The organism is Komagataeibacter melomenusus (assembly GCF_013155395.1).
GTDB classification, from domain to species: Bacteria; Pseudomonadota; Alphaproteobacteria; order Acetobacterales; family Acetobacteraceae; genus Komagataeibacter; species Komagataeibacter melomenusus.
Window position 1 is genome coordinate 101,939 of the sequence record NZ_JABJWC010000005.1, and the last position, 22,074, is coordinate 124,012.

At 54.1% G+C, this 22,074-nt stretch carries 16 protein-coding genes, 5 pseudogenes and 1 other annotated feature; of the genes and pseudogenes, 15 read left to right on the top strand and 6 right to left on the bottom strand.

All coding sequences use genetic code 11. The annotated features are described in order from the left end of the window. Positions 1–253: 253 nt before the first annotated feature. Positions 254–953: pseudogene (locus HNW77_RS03555) on the bottom strand (IS5 family transposase); the annotation flags it as partial. A 51-nt stretch (positions 954–1,004) separates the two neighbouring features. Here HNW77_RS03555 and HNW77_RS03560 point away from each other — a divergent pair. Beyond that, positions 1,005–2,226: pseudogene (locus HNW77_RS03560) on the top strand (IS3 family transposase). Beyond that, positions 1,281–1,397 (top strand) — a sequence feature (AL1L pseudoknot). Its footprint overlaps the pseudogene before it by 117 nt. Positions 2,227–2,256: 30 nt before the next feature. Here the strand turns inward: HNW77_RS03560 and HNW77_RS03565 are convergent. Continuing rightward, a pseudogene (locus tag HNW77_RS03565) lies at positions 2,257–2,358 on the bottom strand (IS5/IS1182 family transposase); the annotation flags it as partial. A 147-nt stretch (positions 2,359–2,505) separates the two neighbouring features. Between HNW77_RS03565 and HNW77_RS03570 the strand changes: the two are divergent. After that, positions 2,506–3,801: an ImmA/IrrE family metallo-endopeptidase gene (locus tag HNW77_RS03570; RefSeq protein ID WP_172155460.1), complete on the top strand. Its 1,296-nt coding sequence runs from the start codon at positions 2,506–2,508 to the stop codon at positions 3,799–3,801. A 5-nt stretch (positions 3,802–3,806) separates the two neighbouring features. On the opposite strand, the pseudogene HNW77_RS03575 reads toward HNW77_RS03570, so the two are convergent. Beyond that, positions 3,807–3,990 (bottom strand): annotated as a pseudogene (locus tag HNW77_RS03575) (IS5/IS1182 family transposase); the annotation flags it as partial. Positions 3,991–4,254: 264 nt separating this feature from the next. Between HNW77_RS03575 and HNW77_RS03580 the strand changes: the two are divergent. Then, positions 4,255–4,623 carry a restriction endonuclease gene (locus HNW77_RS03580; protein WP_241694267.1) on the top strand — a complete coding sequence of 123 codons (369 nt, stop codon included), beginning with the start codon at positions 4,255–4,257 and terminating at the stop codon, positions 4,621–4,623. A 21-nt stretch (positions 4,624–4,644) separates the two neighbouring features. Here HNW77_RS03580 and HNW77_RS03585 read toward each other — a convergent pair. Next, positions 4,645–5,831, bottom strand: a protein-coding gene (locus HNW77_RS03585; RefSeq protein ID WP_139064263.1) for an IS3-like element ISGxy1 family transposase whose coding sequence is annotated in 2 segments (ribosomal slippage) — positions 4,645–5,573 and positions 5,573–5,831 — 1,188 coding nt in all. Because the reading frame shifts where the segments join, the coding sequence is not laid out codon by codon here. Positions 5,832–5,882: 51 nt separating this feature from the next. Between HNW77_RS03585 and HNW77_RS03590 the strand changes: the two genes are divergently transcribed. The 7 genes from HNW77_RS03590 (at position 5,883) to HNW77_RS03620 (ending at position 14,753) form a co-directional block, all read left to right on the top strand. Next, entirely contained in the window at positions 5,883–6,650 is a 768-nt protein-coding gene (locus tag HNW77_RS03590) for a DUF7834 domain-containing protein (protein ID WP_196781813.1), read from the top strand. Then, complete coding sequence (locus HNW77_RS03595; RefSeq protein WP_172155462.1) at positions 6,643–8,724, top strand: GmrSD restriction endonuclease domain-containing protein; 2,082 nt, start codon at positions 6,643–6,645, stop codon at positions 8,722–8,724. Before HNW77_RS03590 ends, HNW77_RS03595 begins: the two co-directional genes overlap by 8 nt. 655 nt (positions 8,725–9,379) lie before the next feature. Then, entirely contained in the window at positions 9,380–10,474 is a 1,095-nt protein-coding gene (locus tag HNW77_RS03600; protein ID WP_172155464.1) for a hypothetical protein, read from the top strand. A 5-nt stretch (positions 10,475–10,479) separates the two neighbouring features. Further along, positions 10,480–10,734: a hypothetical protein gene (locus tag HNW77_RS03605; RefSeq protein ID WP_172155466.1), complete on the top strand. Its 255-nt coding sequence runs from the start codon at positions 10,480–10,482 to the stop codon at positions 10,732–10,734. 36 nt (positions 10,735–10,770) lie between these two features. Next, positions 10,771–10,989 carry a hypothetical protein gene (locus tag HNW77_RS03610; protein WP_172155468.1) on the top strand — a complete coding sequence of 73 codons (219 nt, stop codon included), beginning with the start codon at positions 10,771–10,773 and terminating at the stop codon, positions 10,987–10,989. 2 nt (positions 10,990–10,991) lie between these two features. Continuing rightward, entirely contained in the window at positions 10,992–11,471 is a 480-nt protein-coding gene (locus tag HNW77_RS03615; protein ID WP_172155470.1) for a hypothetical protein, read from the top strand. A gap of 21 nt (positions 11,472–11,492) precedes the next feature. Continuing rightward, positions 11,493–14,753: a DEAD/DEAH box helicase gene (locus HNW77_RS03620; RefSeq protein ID WP_172155472.1), complete on the top strand. Its 3,261-nt coding sequence runs from the start codon at positions 11,493–11,495 to the stop codon at positions 14,751–14,753. Between the two features lie 458 nt (positions 14,754–15,211). On the opposite strand, the pseudogene HNW77_RS03625 reads toward HNW77_RS03620, so the two are convergent. After that, positions 15,212–15,847, bottom strand: a pseudogene (locus HNW77_RS03625) (TetR family transcriptional regulator). Between the two features lie 91 nt (positions 15,848–15,938). Here HNW77_RS03625 and HNW77_RS17460 point away from each other — a divergent pair. Genes HNW77_RS17460 through HNW77_RS03640 form a run of 3 tightly spaced genes read left to right on the top strand, consistent with a single transcriptional unit; the run spans position 15,939 to position 17,347 of the window. After that, on the top strand, positions 15,939–16,199 hold the full coding sequence (locus HNW77_RS17460) for a hypothetical protein (protein WP_187353159.1): 261 nt from the start codon (positions 15,939–15,941) through the stop codon (positions 16,197–16,199). A 12-nt stretch (positions 16,200–16,211) separates the two neighbouring features. Beyond that, positions 16,212–16,430 carry an NAD-binding protein gene (locus HNW77_RS03635; protein WP_172155499.1) on the top strand — a complete coding sequence of 73 codons (219 nt, stop codon included), beginning with the start codon at positions 16,212–16,214 and terminating at the stop codon, positions 16,428–16,430. A gap of 38 nt (positions 16,431–16,468) precedes the next feature. Next, positions 16,469–17,347: an FAD-dependent monooxygenase gene (locus tag HNW77_RS03640; protein WP_276592102.1), complete on the top strand. Its 879-nt coding sequence runs from the start codon at positions 16,469–16,471 to the stop codon at positions 17,345–17,347. 357 nt (positions 17,348–17,704) lie between these two features. On the opposite strand, the gene HNW77_RS03645 is transcribed toward HNW77_RS03640, so the two are convergent. Beyond that, positions 17,705–19,219, bottom strand: coding sequence for an FAD-dependent oxidoreductase (locus HNW77_RS03645; RefSeq protein WP_217417287.1), 1,515 nt, complete (start codon positions 19,217–19,219; stop codon positions 17,705–17,707). Positions 19,220–19,286: 67 nt separating this feature from the next. Between HNW77_RS03645 and HNW77_RS03650 the strand changes: the two genes are divergently transcribed. Further along, positions 19,287–19,739, top strand: coding sequence for a MarR family transcriptional regulator (locus HNW77_RS03650; RefSeq protein ID WP_172155476.1), 453 nt, complete (start codon positions 19,287–19,289; stop codon positions 19,737–19,739). A gap of 307 nt (positions 19,740–20,046) precedes the next feature. Further along, positions 20,047–21,159, top strand: a complete 1,113-nt coding sequence (locus HNW77_RS03655; RefSeq protein WP_172155478.1) for a hypothetical protein — start codon at positions 20,047–20,049, stop codon at positions 21,157–21,159. Positions 21,160–22,074 lie beyond the last annotated feature (915 nt).

Sequence of the window (22,074 nt, forward strand, 5' to 3'; positions counted from 1 at the left end):
TTTATTTATTTAAAAAATGACGAATTTTTATCTTGAATCAGGCATGAATCATCATAAAACGTATGTTCCGTATACAGAACATGCTAATTTGAGAAGTCAGATACCGTTTACGGGATGATTGCAATCATATGAGCAAAAAACGTGCAATTTTTGCGTTATGATACTGAAAGCACACGAACTCCAAGCCGTTCGAAGCCTACACTACCAAATGGCCCCTGATTTTCCAGACGCCTTGAGCATTTAGGGCGTGTCGTCAGTTAATTCCGATGATTGCGGAGACGAGTTGTGCTGCTGCGAGGAATGTTGACTTCAGTTTGTCGTAGCGTGTTGCAATGCCCCTGAACTGCTTCAACCTGGCGAAGAAGCGTTCAATGATGTTTCTGTTTTTGTAGAGCTGGAAGCTGATTTTCCGTGGATTGCGTCGGTTTTTCCTTGAAGGGATAACCGGTGTGATCTGCCGTTCTTCGATCTTTTCGATAAGCGGATCAGCATCATAAGCCTTGTCAGCGATAAAGGCTTTGGGATTGACCTCATCCAGCAGGGACTCCGCTTCCGTGATGTCCGCTTTCTGCCCGGGCGTCAGGGACAGGGCGACCGCCTTTCCTGCCGCATCGACAATGGCATGGATTTTCGAAGTCAGTCCGCCACGGGACTGCCCGATGGCCTGATCCGCGCCCTTTTTTACGCGCCCCCGCACTATGCTGGTGAGCCCGGACAATCGTGCTGTCGATCATCATGTATTCATTGGCTCGATCGGCTGCCAGATGCCGGAAAATCTGTTCGATGACGCCGCTTTTGCACCAGCGGCGCAGTCGTCTGTGAACATTCTTCCAATCCCCGAACCGCACTGGCAGGTCATGCCAGGGAATACCGGCGCGGTAACGATACAGCACGGCTTCCACAAACAGACGGTTATCGGCGGCCGTTCCACCGACATGACCTTCACGACCCGGGTGAACTGCCCTGGGTTTACCGGAGAGTAAAACTCTCGGAGGATGAGCCCTATGGTAGAGAAGAAGAAGACATCGCGTTATTCGCCTGAGTTCCGTGAGCGCGCCGTGCGCCTTCTGGATGAGCATCGCTCGGATTACCCGAGCCTGTCGCGAGATTGGTGGCAAGCTGGGCTGCTCGGGCGACAGCCTGCACGACTGGTGGAAGCAGGCCCGACAGGACGCTGGGGCGCAACCGGGACCGACCACGGCCGAGACGGCACGGATCAAGGCGTTGGAGCGTGAGGTCCGTGAACTGCGTCAGGCCAATGAGATCCTCAAGAAGGCCTCGGCTTATTTTGCTCAGGCGGAGTTCGACCGCCCGTTTCGCAAATGATCGCGTTTATTGAAGCCTACCGTGCCGATTACGGGGTCGAGCCAATCTGTCGCGTTCTGCCGATTGCCCCGTCCACGTTTTACCAGCAGGCGGCCATGGCAAGAGATCCGGTCAGGGCCAGCCCGCGTGCACGGCGCGATAGGGAGTTGATGGAACATATCCGCCGGATCTGGCAGGATAATCGTGCTGTTTATGGTGCGCGCAAGGTCTGGCACAGCCTGCAGCGTGAAGGACGACAGGTTGCGCGCTGCACTGTTGAGCGTCTGATGCGCAAGATGGGTCTGAAGGGTGTGATCCGGGGCCGGAAGGTCATCACGACCCGTCCGGATACGGCGCGCCCCTGTCCGATGACAGGGTCAACCGGCAGTTCCGGGCTGAGGCCCCAACCAACTCTGGGTCTCGGACTTTACCTATGTCCAGACCTGGAATGGCATGGTTTATGTGGCGTTCGTCGTCGATGTGTTCGTCCGCAGGATCGTGGGCTGGAAGGTCTCGACTTCCATGACCACCCAGTTCGTGCTCGATGCCCTTGAATAGGCCATCTGGCAACGAAAGCCCGCGGGAAACAAGGCGCTGATCCATCATTCGGACCGTGGATCACAATACCTGTCGATCCGGTATACCGAACGGCTGGCGCTGGCTGACATAGACGCCTCGGTCGGCACGGTTGGGGACAGCTACGACAATGCACTGGCAGAGACCATCAACGGTTTATACAAGGCCGAGGTCATCCATCATCTGGGGCCATGGAAATCCATGGCGCAGGTCGAATGGGAAACCCTCAAATGGGTGGACTGGTATAATAACCGACGCCTGCTGGCGCCAATCGGCTACAGGCCGCCCGCCGAAACCGAACGCGCCTTCCATGCAGATCAGAGCAGGCTTGATATCGCTGCCTGATTACTGAACAAATCGCTCTCCGGTAAACCCGGGGCAGTTCAGTCCCCATTCCTCATCTGTCATCTCAGACGCATAGCGCTTCGTCTTGCTGGTGATACTGGCCATCCGGCCTCTCCGTTCTGGCGTCCACATCCAGAGCTTGAATCACACCCTCACCGAATTTTCGATCAGGCTCTAAGTGATTTGGCTACATACCGAATGGTCGCTTTAACCGGGCTAAATTCCGCTATAGAACTATTACCACCATCCTGCGGTTGTTTCTCCTTTCAGGGCAAAGTCATGAATTCCTCGGATAAAGGCGATAAGCTCGAAGATGCATTCCATCAGTATCTCCTCGACCAAAAGGAGCGGGGAGACCTGGTATATGGAGTTTATTCTCCGGACAGCTGCAGGATTTTTAAAAAGAAGGAATACTACTGTAAAGAGCGCGAGGCGGGTGTCGAGTTCGATGTTGTATTGGAAATCTACGCCAACGGACGCCCTTCGCCTCATCTCTATGTCATTTTCGAATGCAAAAATTACAGTGGCAGTGTTCCTGAGGTGTACGTAAACGACTTCTCAGCGAAACTCGGGCGAATGTTTCCCCATACGGCAAAAGGGGTGATGGTTGTGTCTTCGCAACTTCAATCCGGAGCCGAACAGGTCGCGCGGAACAGAGGGCTTGGCATCATAAAATACGACGGAGAGGGCCTCGACATCATCGCGGATCGGAAGGCGCAGCCGTACATCGAAAACCGTTTTGTGGAATTCCAGCTTTTTCAGAGAGAGTCGGCGACAAAATCCCTGAAGTTCTCTGCCTATAATGATGGAAAGTTTTTCAGCAGCATCAGCCGGTTCCTGGGTAGCCTCCACCCGAAACTCGCAGGAGACGTTGATGAAAGCTCGACGACCATTCCCTTCATGCCTCCAGAGGCCATAAAGAGTTCTGTCCAAGAAGTCCTGAAGCTCGTCGATTACCAGGGTGGGCCGGTAGATTTGGAACATATCTGCTCCGTGCTCTCTATAGATCTTCAATATTCAAATCAGGAGTTCCACGACACGGATGGAACGCCAATTCTGGGCTCCGCTCACTTCCATCGGAAAGTGATTTCTATCAACTCCCACGGGAACAGGAGCCGTGAACGCTTTACGATCGGTCATGAATTGGGTCATTTTTCCTTGAAACATCAGCAATACCTCAGTTCCGAAAATATCATCGAACGCGATCTTTTGATAAACAAGGAAATGGATGCGAACTTTAACTTGGAGCGGCTTGAATATCAGGCGAACTCGTTCTCATCCAACCTCATCCTGCCCGACGATTTCTTCAAGTTTAAGACCGCGCAATTCCGCAATTTTCTCGATATCAGGGATAGAGGGCACGGCTATATATTCGTCGACGACCAACCTTGCAATTATACGATATACGAGCAATTGCTTGCAAACCTATCAAGCCATTTCGAGGTATCGAAGCAGGCGATCCAGATAAAGTTCAAGCACCTAGGCATGCTTAACGACCAACGCAAGCGGAGCCAGCCTTCGCTCGTTGCCGGAGTGTTGGAAGGCTTGATATCATCTAGCGTCAGAACTCGCTGATCAAGTTAGAGGATGACGGTGACGGCGAGTGCGATGGTGGAGAAGAAGGCTGTGGAGCGCCTGCCGTATCGGGTCGCAACGCGGCGCCAGTCCTTGAGGTGTCCGAACATGATCTCTATGCAATCGCGGCGTTTAGCGGCGCTTGCAATATTTGACAACCTTGTTCCGGGATTTTCGGCCTGGGATGCAGGGTGTGAATGTCCACGCTAAATGACCGGTTTTTGATCACGGTATATGACCGCCTGCGGGCAACGGGGGGAGAGCGGAATATCCTCTATAGATATGATATGGCTGTGAAGCGGACATACTTTTAGTTGCCGTTCACGAGTGCTGGACGCACCCCTTCAATCATGCCACCTTGATATGCAGGTGTAATAGCGCAGCCCTGAAAATCCTAACTGCTGATCTAATATTGAATTACTACGTATGCCCAAAATGGCGAGAAGAGTAACGATGGCGAACGACTGGAAAGAATATCAGGAAGAGGCGGCAGAGTTCTTCCGGTCGATCGGACTCAAGGCGGAAACCGACGTTACTCTTCAGGGCGTAAGGACTACCCATGACGTTGATGTCTATGTGCAGATCGATGTAGCAGGCTTTAAAGTCCGGTGGATTGTCGAATGCAAATATTGGAAAAGCGCCGTTAACAAGCTTCACGTCATGGGCTTACGAGAGATAGCGGCAGATATCGGTGTCGATCGCGGTATTATTCTATGCGAAAGTGGGTTTCAAAGCGGTGCTGTAGAGGCTGCAAGCTTAACCAACGTACAGGTGACGTCTCTTAGAGGTGGACCCGTCTGTTCGGACAGTTTTTGGGTTTGAATAAGCTATACCCGGTTGTTGTTATGCCGCCATTCTGACGGCGTTGCTGTTGGCCATCTGGTCCGGGGTTAACGCCGGACCAGATGGCGTCGGCGCGCCATGATACGCCTCATCAGGCGTTCGTCCAGCCAGGGCCGTATGGGGACGTTGCCCGTTATAATGGGTGATCCATTTCGTGAGCCCCACTCGAAGTTCTGATCCGGTCTCAAATGCGTGCAGGTAGACACATTCGTATTTCAACGACCGCCACAGACGCTCGATGAACACGTTGTCCAGCCAGCGCCCACGCCCGTCCATGCTAATGCGGATCTGACGTTCTTCCAGGATACCGGTAAAACGGGGCGTCGTGAATTGTGAGCCCTGGTCCGTGTTGAAAATCTCCGGGGTGCCGTAACGCATCAGCGCATCCCGAAGTGCCTCAATACAGAACTCCGCGTCCATCGTGTTCGACAGACGCCAGGACAGCACCTTGCGCGTGAACCAGTCCATGATCGCCACGAGATAGAGAAATCCCCGTTTCATGGGAATATATGTGATATCGGAACACCAGACCTGGTTAGGTCGATCAATGACCAGATCCCGCAGCAGATATGGATATTTCCGATGCTCCGGATGGGGCACACTCGTGCGTGGCTTCTGGTAGATCGCCCGCAGGCCCATGATCGCCATGAGCCGGCGGACGCGTTTGCGCCCCACTTCATGTCCCAGGCGGCGCAGATGCCATGTCATCTGCCGCGAGCCATAATACGGCCTTTCCAGGAACTGGGCGTCGATCAGCCGCATCAACTCCAGATTGGCCTCACTCTGTGGCACAGACCGATAGTAGACGCCCGACCGGTTGAGTCGCAGCAGTGTGCATTGCCGGATTATCGGCAGACGCGCTCGCTTCGGGTCAATCATCTGCCGCCTCTGATCACGCCCAACCGAGCAGAGGCATCGCGTAAAAAATCCCGTTCCACGAGAAGCTCGCCTATCTTCGCGTGCAGTTTCTCCACATCAGCAGGGCTGACCGGGGGCTCAGACGTCGCTTTCCCGGAAAAGGTGGCCGCCATCCCCTCGATCGCCTGCCGTTTCCACTGGGCGATCATCGTCTGATGCACCCCATGTTTCGAAGCCAGTTCCGCCAGCGTCAGTTCCCCACGGATCGCTTCCAGGGCAACCCGTGATTTGAACTCCGCCGCATACCTCTTGCGCGTAACCTTGCCCATAAAACCCGTTCTCTCTCAGGTCGGATTATAGCTTATTGCCCTGTCCGAAAAATGGGGACCACCTCTAGCAACGAACTGGCCCATTTATTTGCCTTCTATCTTTATCGAGTGCGTCAGTGGGCCGAGGGTAAGTCTGCGCGCTACTTTGGGAAAGAGGATGTGGATATTTTCAAAGGAGTCAATCTCGAACGCGTGGGTCAATTTCCTTATGTAAAATCACTTCGTATCGCCCACCATTTTGTTGATGATTACAATAACCAATATCAGCGCAAGATAGATGGCCAGCGCATGGTTTTCCCGTTTCATCTCGACCAGATGATTATTAATGGCCGGCGCTTCTTTGAGATGGCCGAGCACTACCAGAAGCTTGTGGCTGCGATCGCAGTTGAGGAATCTGCCTCTAAACTGGCTATGCTGCACGATAAGGCCCTGACGACGAGGGCGGTCAAGATACTTTCTACCTTGAACATTTACAAAAATCGTCATCGCACAGGTGATCGCTACGTGCGTGCCATGTTTGACTGTGCTCTAATCTTCTATATCGACAAGTTTGGCAGCCAAGAACTGTCGCTGGCTATTGAGAAGTGCTTTATCTGGGCCTATCGCTGTCGTATTCGTCAGCAAGTGGTCCAACTGGCAACCATGGATAATTATGTGCTGGAGCACAATTTGATCCGTGCCATTCGTGATGCTCACCAGCCTGCTGATTTGCACGCGTTCTATTTGCCAAACATGAGCAGCAAAGAAAACAAGAATAATCGCACCGGCTCTAAAGATGAGTTGGTCGAGTTGTTTCGGGAAATGAATTACTATGTCTGAAGCGATTGTTCGTCCGCTCTCCATCCAAGCATTGTTGGAAGATAGTGCCCGTTATGTGGTCCCCATGTACCAGCGCAATTATGCCTGGGGTGAGGGGGAAATTACCCAACTGTTGCAGGATGTGATCGATTACCAGAGCAAGAAAAATAGCGAAGGTAAACATCAGACTTACTATATCGGCACCTTGGTAGTTTTCGCTCGGGCCGACGGCACCTTTGAGGTAATTGACGGCCAGCAGCGCTTCACGACCCTTTCCCTTCTGGCGATTTGGCTCAAAAACCAGAAGAATGGGGCGGTAGATATGAGTTGGTATCGAGATATCAACCTCGGCTTCGAAAGTCGCTTGGTCTCGAGGCAAACTTTCGAGCGTTTATGGCAGGGTGCCGAGCCCTACTGCTTGCGTGGGAACACCTTCAATGAAGGGTTGGTGAACGGTTTTGAACTGATTGGTAAGGCTTTATCTGAGCTTGGGCTGATCGGCACAAAATTGATGACCTTTTGTGAATATTTATTCAAGCACGTGCAGATATCTCGTATCGAAGTGCCCAAGGATACTGACCTCAATCACTTTTTCGAAGCGATGAACAACCGCGGTGAGCAGTTGGAAAAGCACGAGGTGGTTAAGGCGAAGCTGATGGCGGTGTTGAACCAGATTCCTGAAGTGGAAACGCGTCGCCAGAACATCTATGTGCTCGGTCGGGTATGGGATGCCTGCGCCAATATGGAACGCTATATTCAATACGGTTTTACGCCTGCTGAACGTCATAGCCTGTTTGGCGAAAATGACTGGGGGCAGTTTATACCCCAGGATTTTGATCATCTATGTAATCTGCTGCCGTCCTCTTGTAGTGCGAACTCAGAGTTCAAAACGGAGGATAGTGTCTCCACTGGCAAACATGGACGAACCTTGTTGGCTATTTTGCACGACGACACGCTCGACGTGGTGAAAAATGTAGAACAGGAAAGTGCTGGCTCAGAGCGATTTAACAGCGTTATTAACTTTTCTAATTTTTTACTTCATGTATTACGGATCGTAAGTCGTCGTCCCGCTAATACGGAGGGGGTGCCGCTTGATGATAAACAACTGATCGATCAGTTTGAGTTGCGCGTAATGCAGCAGGCTGATCCGGTAGCGGCTGTCCAGTGTTTTACCCACGCCCTGTTGAAAACTAAATACCTGTTTGATCAGTTCATTATCAAACGCGAGTTTGCGGATGGTAAGGATGCTTGGAGCCTTAAACGGTTGCATTGGTATTCAAAAGATAGTGTCAGCTATATCAATGCATTTGATGATAAAGATGGTCAGTTTATAGGTATTAATAGACGTATATTGATGCTGTTGTCGGCATTTCATGTATCGGCTCCTACTTTGGTTTACAAGCACTGGCTTAATGGTGCCCTACGCTATCTGTTCGATAACTTTAATCCGAAGAATACAGTAAGGGCAGATGCCTATCTTGGCTATCTGGAGTGTCAGGCGCAACGCTTTGTCTTCCAGCGTTTTTTGGTGCCAGGCGAATCAGCTTCCTATTACCAAATGATTTACGGCGATCTTTCTATTTTGCCTCAGATCGTAGTTGATGAGCAATGGCGGGAGATGGTCCAATCCAAATTATGTTATGGTCATATTGAAAACAATTTTGTCTTTAACTTCCTTGACTACCTTTTGTGGGTAAAAAAGCGTGGCAAAGATAAAAATTCCGATCAAGTGATTAATTTTTTTGAGTTCACTTTCCGAAGCTCGGTGGAGCACTTCTCACCCCAGCATCCTATGGATGGTTATAAAACGGTAGAGCGTGTTGCACTTAATTCTTTTGGCAATCTTTGCTTGATTAGCCATAGCAAGAATTCGCGCCTGAGTAATTTTCAGCCTCAACAGAAGCTGGAGCATTTTGAGGCAAGTCTTGGCAATGGTCAGATCGACAGTCTGAAACTGCTCTCGATGATCGAGTTGATGAAAGCAAGAGGACGCTGGCAAGAGGTCGAAATTGCAGAACATCAGGACAAAATGATTGACATACTGGCTGAGTCGCTCCGGCATTTGATATCATTCCAAACGACAGGGTCGCTTTGAGTCGATTAGAAAACAGTGCCTTGAGCGAGACAGAATGTCAGAAAAGCCACCTGACTATCCTTCGGGGCGTGAGCAAGAATATTTACTTCTGTTGTGAAGTGTAAGCGAACATGGCTCTGAATAAATAAACACTTCGTTTGACGAGGGCAGGGGGTATTGACTCCAGTGATGGAGTTAAGCGCAGGCAGAAAAAAGTGCATCAAAACAGCTTATTAATCCCGCTTTGCTCTCAACTTGCGATTGCTGCAATTTGAGAGCCAATCCTGCCCCCGCAACCATTTGCAGTTTCTGAAACCCCGCTAAGTCAACGCCTTAGCGGGGTTTTGCTATGCGTAAATTGAGGTCATCTTCTAGAGAACTGTTTAATTCCATAGACTTAAAGGGAATAAGTTCAAAGCGGGGGTGTCATACCGCGCAACCACTTGCGATTATCCGCATTGACGTGAGCCGCTGTTACAATCAGGCTCAGAAGCGAATGTAATTTTTGCTTCTGGATTGATGACCGACCTTATTCGAGACCTTATTCCTCCCGTCGAGGCTGAAGCCTACTACTATGCAGCTCTTTAGATCAGCGATATGGCTGCATGATTCATACCAAATAGCCTCCGGAAAACCCCCGACGCTTCAATATATTTCTCAAATGGAAGGTAAATAGTTGTTAGTGGAAAGCCATAGGCAATTGATTTCCGTTGAGACGTCTATTGTGGCCCATGAAGTGGATGACCTTCCGCTGCTCACTAGGCTGTTGCTTTTCGCGGCCAATGGTGGTGGTTCGCTCGATGATGTCTGCACCGTGGCAATGATTGACGAGAATATTATACGGTGTGAAGCCGAGCGACTTTCCAATATGGGCGTGATCGATCTGTGCGGTGCGACCGGACGTCTCGCCCTCAATGAACGTCGCGGGCGACGGCTTTGGGATGACTTCGCCTGCGTGCGCGAGTTCCGGAAAGGTCGCCACCACATGCTCTTTGACCCGGTGGCTCGTGCACTGCGGTGGTTGAACCCATCAGATATCATCCGGGTTTATGAAGGAGCCGCTCAACTCTTGCCAGAACGGCATCGCGTGGAATTGGCGAAGATCCCAGACAAGGTGCTGGCAGACCTGATCGAGGAGGTCTCCCCTAGGTTAGCCAATATTTTCGTAGAACGAGAGGATTGGCCTGTGGACGTTTCGCTCGGACCGATAGCGGGCACGCTCACCTCCTCGCTGCCGCTTCCCGCTGAAATGGTAATGCTTCCTCGTCCTCATACTGCGATTGACCCAGAAGTCTGGCGCGATAGGACTGACTTTACCTCGCTACAGCCAAACCATGCGTACTCGATTGATGGGCCAGCTCTGCGATTTGAGGTGAAGGTGGGGCGCGAGGGCCAACGGGGCAGAGATACGGTAATTTACCTTTTTGATCAGGTCACAGGTGTGATCCACAAGGAGAAGGACATCGAGGAGTATGTGCAATATGCTCCCGTAGGGCCAGAATCTGCCTCGGTGTTCGTGTTGCCACCTAAGTATACCGGGGTCGAGCTTTGCGAGGCACTGGCTTCGGGGCTGTTGGGACACTTCTTGCCGGAACGAGGCAGGAGATGCAGGGAAGCCGGTTGGTCGATCAGCGAGGAACCTGTGACACTCAGACGGGGCGCGACCGAAATCGCGATAGCCGAATGTGCGGTCAGGCAAGCGAAGGATGAAGGCGGGTGGCACTTCTGGACCAGCGCGACGGTCGCGGAAAACAGCGCGAGGGGTGAGTGAGCGGAATGGAGCAGAATGCTGCAAGGCTGATGCGAGTGTATAGAGCTTTGCGCGTCACCGGCAGGGTTGCCAAGCTCATGCACTCGCAGGGCATGAAAGCTGCAGCTGCAGTCAACCCGGCAGTCCTTGCAGTCGATGCGGCGTTGGCCGTCCTGGACGCCGGCCGTGCATACTTTAGGCTTTCCGCCGAGCGTGAAAAGACGTTTCGTCTAGAGAACGATTTGAAGACCGTCCGTGCTAGGTTGGCTGCGGATACCTAGTATGAAGCGGATATTATCGCGGTGTCACAAAGGAGGATGGCGGGGAGATCTGATGTCGACAAAGCAGTGATGTCCTCGTTTCGCCTCTTGGAATTGGCAGCGAAGACGTTAGGCGAGGAAATGGCTAAGTTAGCTGGTCAGGAAGGTGACCCGCGGGTGGTGAGTCTGACCCGTAAATACGAGATTTTTATGAGCCGTTATATGAGGACCGTAGAGCAGTTGTCGCTCGCGGCGACAATTGAAGTGGAGGGATAACAATGGTTGGGATTAATAGGCGTGCGGGAGCTAAGGCGATTTCGAGTGGAAAGGGAAAGCCTCCAGTTTCTGCGCCCAAGGAAAGGGAGGAGCTGCCGCCATCAACAAGTCCGCGACTTTCCTTTGACGATATGATTGTCATCGCCAGAGAAGCAACTGTATTCATGCGTGAAGCGGCCGGATACCTATCGGAGCGCGAAAAGACCAGGCAGGCCGTCATCCAGAGTCAGCATGAACTCGAACGTATCAGCGCCGATCTCGAAAAGGAGCGCATGACACACCAAGGGAACATGCGCCGCCTAGATCAGGACGACAAGGTCGTTGAAACAGTGCTCGCGCAACTTACCGATTTGCGCGAGTGTATTCGTCCGTTTTTAGCTGATCTGGCAAATCTTGACCACCACCGAGTTCAAACCTTGATGGCGCTTCTCGACAAGATCACCACGCTCCAAGGTAACCTGTTGGAACAGTGCCGCCGCTGACCTCCAACCGGATTTCTGACAATGGTTCCTCTCCTTATGGCCGGCCTTGCACTCGTCTCGATCGGGGGAAGCGCGCTTGCATATCTTTTGGACCAAAAGTCCGACGAAGAGATCGAGAGGCGCGAAAGCCTAAATCGTAAACACGATGAGATCGTCCGTGCGCAGCAAATGGATAGAGGGGCTCGCATTAAAGCCTATTTCCGCAATCTAGCGGCTGAGGCGGAACGGCTTCGGAAGGAGCGGTGGGAAGTCAAGAACGCTCTCTTCGAACATGTTAAGAGATTGAGGGCGAGCCTCCGTGAAGAGCAGTTCACGCCGAACCGCCGCAGAGCATTGGTCTTGCTTGCCCGGACTATGGATGAAAAGCGAGAGCAGGCGTACGCAGAGGCCATATATCTCGGGCGCCTCGCCGAAAGGCTGGAGATGGCGATCTCGAACTGGGACAATGACGTCCTTGTCGATCTGCTGCCGGATGTGGATGAGACTATCTTTGACCTTCCATCGGATTGGCCGTGGACCGGCCGCGTGATCTCGACAGGACGCGGAGGCGATGGAGGCAATCAAATCCGGCCAAGGTCGCCCTCTCTTTTCTTCGAAGATGGTGAGGATTTCCCAGAAAATGCCTCTGTCTTTGTTGGACCTTACGACAAGCTGCGCAGGGCATTTATTGTTTCAGCAGCAAAAGCATCGTTGAAGGAGAACATCCTTTCGGCCCCCGGCACCGGTGTGTTCGCTACAATCCGCCAAGTTGAAGAGAACGAGGCGCTCCTTGAAGTGTCGGGTGTTCCCCTGTTCCTTCCGCGGCGCGAACGCCAGCGGAGCGCCCTTGTGATCGGTGCGGAGCTGCTGGTCTACCCCTTGGACTGGAGGTTTGACCTCTCGGACGCTCCCCCCTTCGTGAAGCCTGTGCCCCATGTCGTTCGCGTCACCGAATTCCGTGAGTCGGCGATGGGGGAAAGCTGCTTCGACAGTGTTCCGCTGCTTGTTGCTGACGAGATGGCAGAAGACTTTGCCACACACTGCATGCCGGTGGCGGATTCCTCAGATCCTTGGATCATCGAGCCAGCTGATCCGGTGGAGCCTCTGGACGGCAGGCTAGTCCTCCGGAACGGTTCGATCGCTGTCCGTGCTCATATTGATGTCTACGGTGGAAACCATGTCATCAGGCTTGAGGGCCTCGTTCCCCATGACCAGCCTATGCTTGAACGCGAGATCTACTGTGTCCTCCCAGTATCATTGCTCCAGATTGACGAGGGCTGGCTTGAGATGGCGTCTCCATCTGAACTGGAGGAAACGACAGCCCAGTGCCAGGAGTTTGCGCTTTTCGTTCATGACGAGTTTTCTAGGCAGGAGCGGATCGTCAAGGGGGCGGCCGGTCGCAGTTACATCAGGCGATGGCTGGACGTCGCCAGAGCTTTGGTGGAAATAAAGGCGAAGGCCGACGACGGGGTCGCCATCCGTCTCCTCGAGATCGCTTCGCTGCGCGGTCGCAGAACAGAATATGTGATCGACGCCCAGGAACAGGTTGAACGCTACGTGTCTCGTCATCTGGCGGCGACCGACGGCTGCGGGCGACGCGCCCCAGAGTTCATGCTCATGGTGGGAAACTCAGTCGTCGGTTTCCGGGCGACAATAACCTCTGCAGGGGGGATAAGCGTGTGGGCCGCACAGGCAAATGTGGCACTGCCCGACGACGAAATTGTTGAGGCGCTTTTCGTCGCTCGGGCCTATCCGTATACAGACGTTCAGCAAATGAGGGCGCTTGATCTTGCGCGCAGGGGCGAATCTGTAAATGCTGTGGTGCCGGATGCTGTCATGGCGCCCGAACTCCTCAAGCCTGATCCTGATTGCGGATGGGATCTGCTGTCGCCATCGACCGAGTTCACTGAGGGACAGCCAAGGGTACTCTTGCAAGCTGCCCTCAAGGAGAGAAACCTATTCTGCATTCAAGGGCCTCCGGGAACAGGAAAAACGACCCTGATCGTAGAGATGATCCGTCAGCATCTCATTAAATACCCGTGGGCGAGGATTTTGGTCGCTTCGCAGGCGAACGTCGCGGTGGATGAGGTTCTTACGAGGCTGGCCTCAAAGCAAGGCCCGGATGCTCTCGTCCGAATAGGTAATCCCGACAAATTGTCCGACGATATCAAAGAACAGGCCATTAACATTGACGCTAGACATCTACAGTACCAGGCACTGCTTCGCGGCTTGGAGGTGCCCGGAAGCCTGATGCCCATGAGAGATTTCTGGCTGGAGGAATGTGGCGGAAGCCTCTCCCCCGATTTGGCGGAACTCCTGCTGACGCGCCATAAGATCGTGGGTGCCACCTGCTTGGGGCTGACCCGCCGCCAGGTGAGCTTGGTGCGGCCTTTTGATCTCGTCATCGTTGACGAGGCAGCGCGCGCTACACCCGGAGAGCTCATGATCCCGATGCTTCGCGGCCACAAGGTCGTGATGATCGGCGACCATAAGCAGCTTCCTCCTACAGTTGATCCTATCTTCCGCGATGAGGAGTATCCGCTTGCGATCGGCCCAGCGGACGTGCGGCGCATGTATGCAGAAACGCTGTTCGAACGCCTGTTTATCGGCTTGCCGCAAGAAATGAAGGGATGTTTGCTTACCCAATACCGGATGCCGCCGGTGATCGGCGGCATCGTTGCTGAGATGTTCTACCCAGAAGACAATCTGAAAACTTTTAAGGATTCCGAGCCACTTATTGCGTTCAAGCGCACACTACAGTGGCTCGACACCTCCCGCATGGTGGGTTGGCGGGCCGAACAGCCGCGGGACGGCAAAAGCCTAGTCAACCGCAGTGAGGTTGACTTGGTCTTAGGGCTTCTTAAAGCAATCAGCGAGGTATCAATGGATGCCCATGAGAAAATGGATATCGCGGTCATCACTTGCTACAGCGCGCAAAAGCGCGAGTTACTCAAGCGGGTATCCGATAGCCGAATTCGGAAGAGGTGCGATATTGCCATTGACACCGTCGATTCTTTCCAGGGAAACCAAGCGGATATCGTGATCTACTGTACTACTCGATCACGAGGAAGCATCAGGTTTATTAACGATCCCAATCGCCTCAATGTCGCCCTTTCCCGGACAAAACGGGAATTCCTCCTTATTGGTGACGCTACTCTGCTGGGTCGTCCCCTTAAGGACGGTGAAGTCAATTATTTTGCTCGCCTACAACACGCAATAGGCCCTTCGGGAATCGTTTATGCTGAGACGATCAACGATGCTATCCGAGCCTTACTGCTTCCAAGCCTCACAAAAAATTTGTAATCTGCTTATGGTGTATAGTGTCGCGGGCTTCCATCTGCCGCATCCGCTCGACTATGTCGCGCGGATATCGTCGAGCAGCGCAACTGCTTGATAACAATTTTCATTTTGGGAGAATGCCGATCAGGGAAGCTCTATGCGGAAGCTGAAAAAAGATAGAAAAAACAATTCAGTAAACCCGATTGGTTCTCAGCTTGCTGTTTTTGTAAGTTGAGAGCCAAGCGTGCCCCCGCAACCAAACTTAAACGTCTGAAAAGACACGATAAACCCGCCCCAATAAGGCGGGTTTTTTTGTGCCCGAAATCTACCGCAGGAAACACATAGGAAACAGACGGAAAGATACCGGGGCGCAGTTTTGTCCACTTTCACAAATGCGTGAGTGTGACTTAGGAGGTCGCCTGACTGAGCCGAAGGTGGTCTAGCGCACTTAGAGCGGCCGACTTTCCGATGACAGATTCCGATCAGATGCTTCCGGAGAGGCGGAGCAGATACGCTTCGAACATATCGGCCATGGCATCGGCATAGGCTGCGATTTCCACGTCGCTTCGGGGTGTTTCCGAGAACGCCTTGCCGACGGCACCGAAAGTCGTCCTGATGAGGTCACCTGCCAGGGTGCGCTCGTTGTTCGTGGCGTCCGGCAGGACCTCGCGCATAAAGCGTTCGATGATCTCATTCCCCGCCTGTCGCACTTCTGCGGCTTCCGGTGCATCCCGATAGAGGGGGGCGGCATCGTCGAGGGCCACACGGACGGATGCTTCCGCGCATTCCGAACGGATGAAAGCATGGGTCAGTGCTCGCAAACGCGCCAGCGGTGGTTTGCCGGCATCTTCAAGCGTATCGCGCAGCATCGCGGTCGTCTCCCGCCATTCGTCGGTCTAGAGCCGGAACAGGATGGCGGCCTTGTTGGGGAAATACTGGTAGAGCGAACCGATGCTCACGCCAGCCCGCTCGGCGACGCGGGCCATGGTGAAACGCTGCGTACCCTCGGTCGCCAAAACCTGAACAGCGGCGTCCAGCACGGACTCCACCAGCTCCATTGAGCGAGCCTGCTGCGGTTGTTTTCGCGAGGAAATTTGCGCGTGGCGGCGCTCTGCCATGACGGCTCCCGAATGCGATTAGAAAACCTGAATATTTCGTCGTATTCTGGGCACCAATTCTGAACTCGTCAAGCAGCGCTGGATACTCCTTATGAGCACGTTCGACGCCGATATGTCCCCACTGCCACAGAATGCCGCGACGTCGCGGCGCGTCACGCGCGCGTTGCTGCGGCGGATGATGCGGCCAGCGCGGGTCGCGGCCGTCGAAACCCTCTCATCGCGCTTCCGGCTTATCGATCTTGAAGGCGAAGGCCTACGGAGTGTGAGTCAGGCGCTGAAGAAGAGCAGCATCGGGTCATCGGGCGTGAAGTCGAAAGCGTGCTGGTCGCCGGGGAAAACAGGTCTCGATTAGGGGAGCGCCGTCATGAACGAAAGCAAGAAAATACTGATCTCCGGCTCGAGCATCGCTGGTCCTGCGCTAGCCTACTGGCTGAACAGGTATGGCGACAAGGTGACGGTCATCGAGCGGTCGAAGACCTTCCGCACGGGTGGCCAGAACGTCGATATCGAGGGACCGGGTCAGGAAGTCATCAGACTGATGGGCCTCTTGCGCGGCTTCCGAAGGGCGCGGTCGGGTCGCTGACAAGCTCGTATGAGATTCTGCGCGGCGACCTTGCGCGCATTCTCTACGACGCAACCAGGGATGATTGCGATTATCGGTTCGGCACGACCATCACGGCCCTGCAGCAACATGATGATGGCGTGTCCGTCACCTTCAACAACGAATCGACCGAAAAGTTCGATCTCGTTGTCAGCGCCGAAGGCGTCGGCTCTTCGACCCGGTGGCTCGTCATGGAAGGTGACATCCGCTTCCGGTACCTGGGCGTTTACGCCTGTTACTTCAGAATCCCGAGGAGCTCCGAGGATACGGACTGGGCGCAAATCTACAACGGCAAGGGCGGCTCCTGCATGCTGCTACGGCCGGCCCATGACAACGACACAACCGTTTTCGTTAGCTTCTTGCGCAAGCAGTTCGAAGCGAGCGACGTCGATGGCGTCGCGCGACGCAAGATGCTGCGCGATGCGCTTCAGGGCGCGGGCGGCCCGGCAGATCGCATCCTTGCGAACCTCGATTACGATCCCGATTTCTACCTGGGTCCGATGAGTCAGGTGATCGGCTCCACCTGGTCGAAGGGTCGCTTCGTGCTCACTGGTGACGCCGCCTATTGCCCCTCGGCCTACACGGGGCAGGGAACACCGCTCGCATTAATCGGTGCCTATATCCTCGCCGGCGAACTCAACAAGCAGCCAGCGCACACGGTGGCGTTTGAGTCCTATGAAAGGCTGATGCGGCCCTTTGTTGCAAGCGGCCGAACGGTGCGTCCCGGTTTCATTCGCCTTATCCATCCAAAGTCGCGTCTCGGAATTGGGATGCTGCGGACGGTTGGGAAAACCCTGTCGAGTGCATTCGCACAGTCCATCTTCCGGCGCTTTGGCGGTAGCGACGACAAGCCTCCGAAAGGGGATCTTATCCTCCCAAAATACGATGCGAAATCATGAACGCCCACCCTGATGATCAGAACAACCGCGATCAAGCGAACAGCGGATATGCTGACTGGTAAGGCGCGCGCGAGCCCTGGCCGTAGGGTAACCGCGCTTCAAAACGATATCGCTTTGATAATTAAAGATATAGCTGGCCGATTTGGGCGGTGTTTGACGGAGCAAGTGGGATTCGAACACTTACACTGAATCAATCGGTTGGCGTTTAACTGCTTCATGAGCAAATGTCGACTTCCGGAAATTTTCATGGGTTATTGGAAGGACCGAATGGAGTGAAAGCCAGCGCGAGGGGCGTCCATTTGAATGTCCCGGTTTACCGATCATCTTACACAAAGCCGACCCTTCGTTTCCCCTGCATCATGACCCTTCGAGCGTATCGGCTGGACAGGACGGCAGCACGTGCGCGAGGTAGCGCGAAAGCTGCGGCCCCAGTCCGTCAGAGGGAAAGATCCCGGCGATGTAACCGTCCGGACGCACGAGCACCCACTGACCGGGTTCGATCCCGTACGCTTCGGCGATATCGCCATCTTCGTCGACGAGTTCATGCCCCGCGCCAACGGTGACGATACGGACGCCCGCGATGGCCGAGGGCCGGTCGTGCGGCTGGTAGCCGAGCAGGGTCCAGTGAGCCCCTTGAAAAACCGTGAACAGCCGTGTCCGTTGCCCCGCCTGTCCGCGACAGGGCGCATCGGGTGCGCGATCGCCCGCCTGCACCCTGCCGCACACCGAACCGGGCGCGCGCAAGGATGAGCCGCGATAGCCGAGGTCAAGCTGACGCGCTTCGCGATCGCGCCGCATGGTGCCCTGCTTTGCTTCACCAAGCAGCCGCGTCGAGAGATGAAGCATGTTCGACGCGATAGGTCGGCGCTCCGCCTCGTAGCTGTCGAGCAGCGCTTCCGGCGCACCCGCGAGCACGGAGGCCAGCTTCCAGCCGAGATTATAGGCGTCCTGAACGCTGGTATTGAGACCCTGACCACCGGTTGGCGGGTGAACATGAGCGGCATCCCCCGCAATGAAGATGCGTCCGACCCGGTAGCGATCAGCCAGACGCGCATTCATCGCATAAACCGAGGACCAGGATACCGAACGGACGGAGATGTCCCCTCTGCCGGTCCGGGCCCCGATGAGCGCGGTCAGTCCGGCCGAAGACAGGTCGATCTCTCCCTCCAGTGCCACGGGCGCCTGAACTTGGAACAGATCGGTTCCCGCCAGTGGACAGATCATGACCTGTATCGCCGGTGAACCGAGCTGGAAACGATGCCAGACGGACCGATCAAGACCCTCCAGCCGCACATCGGCAACGATCGCACGCACGCCCAGTGCTTTTCCCGGAAAATCAATCGCCAGGGCATGGCGCACGAAGCTGCGGCCGCCGTCGGTCCCGACGAGGAACCGGGCGCGGATCATATGCTCGCCGGTTTCTCCTCCCATCCTCGCCGTTACGCCATGTGCGTCCTGTTCAAATCCGGTCAGCCGTGTGCCGAAGCGGGGATGATGCCCAAGCTCGGCAAGCCGCTCCCGCATGACGGCTTCGGCTGCGAACTGCGGCAGCATCAGCGGCGCGGCATAAGGTTCGGCGGGAGTGGGAAAGACTTCCGCTTCCGTCAGAAGCGACACCTTATGGGTTCCATCAGGACGATACTGGCACAGCGGCGGATAGGGGCCGCCTGCTGCCGCCACGCGGTCGACGAAGCCGAGATCCTCGAAGATCTCCATCGTCCGGGGCTGGATGCCTTTCCCGCGCGATCCGCTGAACGGCTGCGTGTTCTGCTCGATCAGTCGGAACGAAACCCCGCGTCGGGCGAGGTCGATCGCAAGTGTCAGGCCTGCGGCCCCCGCACCCGAGATCAGGACGTCTGTATCGAAGGACACTGGCAACTCCGCGAATCAATGTGTAATATTCACGTATCTCAGAGCGGCGTCCAAGGCAACAAAAAGCGTGAATAATACACATGATCCTGATATCCTGCGCGGGCTGCATACCGCGATCATCGATCTGGTCGATGAAATCAACCGGCCGCGTCGGGATGATCGACTGATCGAAGAAGCGGGTATTCCACTGGATCGGGCCCTGTTTCCGCTTCTGGCGCGCGTATGGCGTTACGGTCCTGTTGGTGTTGTCGAACTCGCGGACCGTACAGGGCGTGATCATACGACGATCAGCCGACAAATGACCAAGCTGGAAGAGATGGGCCTGATTGAGCGCCACCCGTCTGCAACGGACAGGCGTGTTCGCGAAGCGACAGTGACAGGAAAGGGACAGGAAATGGTCGACCTGCTGAATGCGGCCCGCCAGAGGCTGGCGAACCGCATTCTCGTCGACTGGACGGATGCCGACCTCGATCAGTTACAGACGCTTTTGCGACGCTTCGCTGACGACCTGATGCGATGATAAAACCAGTGCAAACCTGTCACCAGAATCAAACCGGTTGCTTCCCTCGTAAAGCCGTATGTCGTCTTCAAGAATGGAGCAGACAGGCAACAAACGCCTCGTCGGCGACATTCGAGACGATAAATTGCCTTCCCGAAACCGGACATTATTTCGCCGTGCATGCCCATCCCAGACGGTAGTGCCCATGCTATCCTGGCTTCAATGTGCAAGATAGGCTCCACGTATTGACGTGGCACCCGAAACCGGTATCAGAATGTCTCAAGAATCCTTTGAAATTTGGGCTTTAGCGGCACCAGTCAGGAGTGAGATGACGCCGATCGGCGCGCGACTGGTCGTTATGCTCAGCGATGAGCGGCAGCGCATGGCCAACGAGTGGTTCTGCAAATGGCACTATATCAGTGGTTCGATGCCAGTCGAAATCGAAAGCTTTAATGGGAGGCTGATTCGTTATGGTGGGATTCGTTATACAGGAGTTCCCCAAACGATCTACAGACAGACCATTCAACATTATCTCGCCAAGAAGATCTGCGAGGTGTTTTACGGTATCGAAGATGAGATATTACGATACCCGTTTGCGATCCGTGTCCAGGCGCTTTCAGAAGCAAAGTCGTTTATCACTGATTTTGCGCAACAAATTCGTCATGAGGCGGTCGAGAAGGACCGGATACTGCAAGGTGACGGTTTTAAATTTCCACAGCGACAGGATATAGGGGAGTGGGTTGGTTCCCAGCCACAGGATATCGCTGCACGGGTTGACCAGTTGCGACGGATCTATTGCGACGTCATGTCAGAAGTCGGAGGTAACAACATGGTCTTTGGTAGCATGACAAAAGATAAAGTCACCCTAGTAAAGCATAGCGGTGAAGTGATTCGTAAAGACATCCCTGCTTCGGTAAGCTCTCACCAGATCACCATGTTCGTCGCCGATTTGCCAATCGAGGTAGGAGACCATTTTTTGCGGGAACTACCAAGCAAACTGGTCGAAGATTTTATCGTCGTTGATCCTGGTTATCATAGTGGCGTTGCCAGCATACCGCCACATTTCCAAACGAAAGTCCGGCGTAGTGATGCGCCAGTGGCGACGCCGCAGACCGTGATCGCGACCTTTCATGGCGCGAATTCCCGACTCAACATCAATTCTGCCGACAATTCGTTCAATGTGGCGTCCGACATCACGCCGGCGCAGGTCAAAGACCTCGTGGCGCAGATCCGTGCAGCGGCTCCGGGCCTGCCAGAAGCCCAGAGGTCAGGAATTGAGTCATCACTCGCCGAACTTGAATCCGAGGTTAACTCTGCTACGCCTTCGGCCTCCAAACTACGCGCAACATTGGTTTCGCTAAGGTCCGTCGTGGAGGGTGCCTCCGGCAATCTAGTCGCAGCCGGTATCGGCTCGCTTATCAGCAAACTTCTCGGCGGATAATCGCTGATATCGGTCTCAACTTATGGGCCCGCCTCCAGCCAATGACGTCAGTGTCTGATTCAGACATAAGAGAGCAGACAACCTTTGGGTGATAGACGGTATCCCGATACTGCATGGTAGCGCACGGGGATTTGAGGCAATATCAGGCGCATTGGGAGATTGACGTTTGGCTACTCTGTAATAAATGTCAGCTTTCAGACGGCCTTACATTTCTTTCGAACGGCTGAAGTGGGGGCACACGAAGTTAAACAAACGGCAAGAGATATCACTTGGGCGCTCCAAAGTGGCCAGACTGCTCTCGCCCTCATGCCAGACACTTTTGGCGTGCTGTTAAAAAGCCGAAAACGGTCATTTAACGTGATCGTTTGACTAAATTATCTGGCCATTCGCGCTGAACATTCTGTTCTATCGAAATCGAATTACTTGGACACAGCCGCCGCATTGAGCTTGGATTCCAACTCAGCGAGCAGTGGCTCTAGCACAGCTACCACTTCCCCATAATTGAACAATAGGGCTGGCAAGCTCGGAGCTTTAATTCGATCTAAAACGTCGCTCTCAATAGGAAAGATACCTCTGGACGCTTTACTGATTACATTGCTTGCGGCCTCGACGATAAACTGGCCAGAGTAAGTGTCGTCAGAAAATAGATCTGGGCGAAGGCCATGTTCGATTCGCACGCCTTTCGGAAGGTTCCAATATCGTTCTCGACATTTCTCAGTCCGATCAAAAAGGTCCCGCAAGCGGAAGGCGTAAATAGCTTCTTGCGATGTTTCTCCTAATGCTTCAAGAGAGGTGGTCCCCATTTTTCGGACAGGGCAATAAGCTATAATCCGACCTGAGAGAGAACGGGTTTTATGGGCAAGGTTACGCGCAAGAGGTATGCGGCGGAGTTCAAATCACGGGTTGCCCTGGAAG

Coding starts and splice junctions, on each gene's coding strand:
- HNW77_RS03610 (WP_172155468.1), top strand. CDS start 10,771: ATGGCGGGGAGATCTGATGTCGACAAAGCAGTGATGTCCTCGTTTCGC.
- HNW77_RS17460 (WP_187353159.1), top strand. CDS start 15,939: ATGAGCACGTTCGACGCCGATATGTCCCCACTGCCACAGAATGCCGCG.
- HNW77_RS03590 (WP_196781813.1), top strand. CDS start 5,883: ATGGGGACCACCTCTAGCAACGAACTGGCCCATTTATTTGCCTTCTAT.
- HNW77_RS03605 (WP_172155466.1), top strand. CDS start 10,480: ATGGAGCAGAATGCTGCAAGGCTGATGCGAGTGTATAGAGCTTTGCGC.
- HNW77_RS03635 (WP_172155499.1), top strand. CDS start 16,212: ATGAACGAAAGCAAGAAAATACTGATCTCCGGCTCGAGCATCGCTGGT.
- HNW77_RS03595 (WP_172155462.1), top strand. CDS start 6,643: ATGTCTGAAGCGATTGTTCGTCCGCTCTCCATCCAAGCATTGTTGGAA.
- HNW77_RS03655 (WP_172155478.1), top strand. CDS start 20,047: ATGACGCCGATCGGCGCGCGACTGGTCGTTATGCTCAGCGATGAGCGG.
- HNW77_RS03615 (WP_172155470.1), top strand. CDS start 10,992: ATGGTTGGGATTAATAGGCGTGCGGGAGCTAAGGCGATTTCGAGTGGA.
- HNW77_RS03580 (WP_241694267.1), top strand. CDS start 4,255: ATGGCGAACGACTGGAAAGAATATCAGGAAGAGGCGGCAGAGTTCTTC.
- HNW77_RS03570 (WP_172155460.1), top strand. CDS start 2,506: ATGAATTCCTCGGATAAAGGCGATAAGCTCGAAGATGCATTCCATCAG.
- HNW77_RS03620 (WP_172155472.1), top strand. CDS start 11,493: ATGGTTCCTCTCCTTATGGCCGGCCTTGCACTCGTCTCGATCGGGGGA.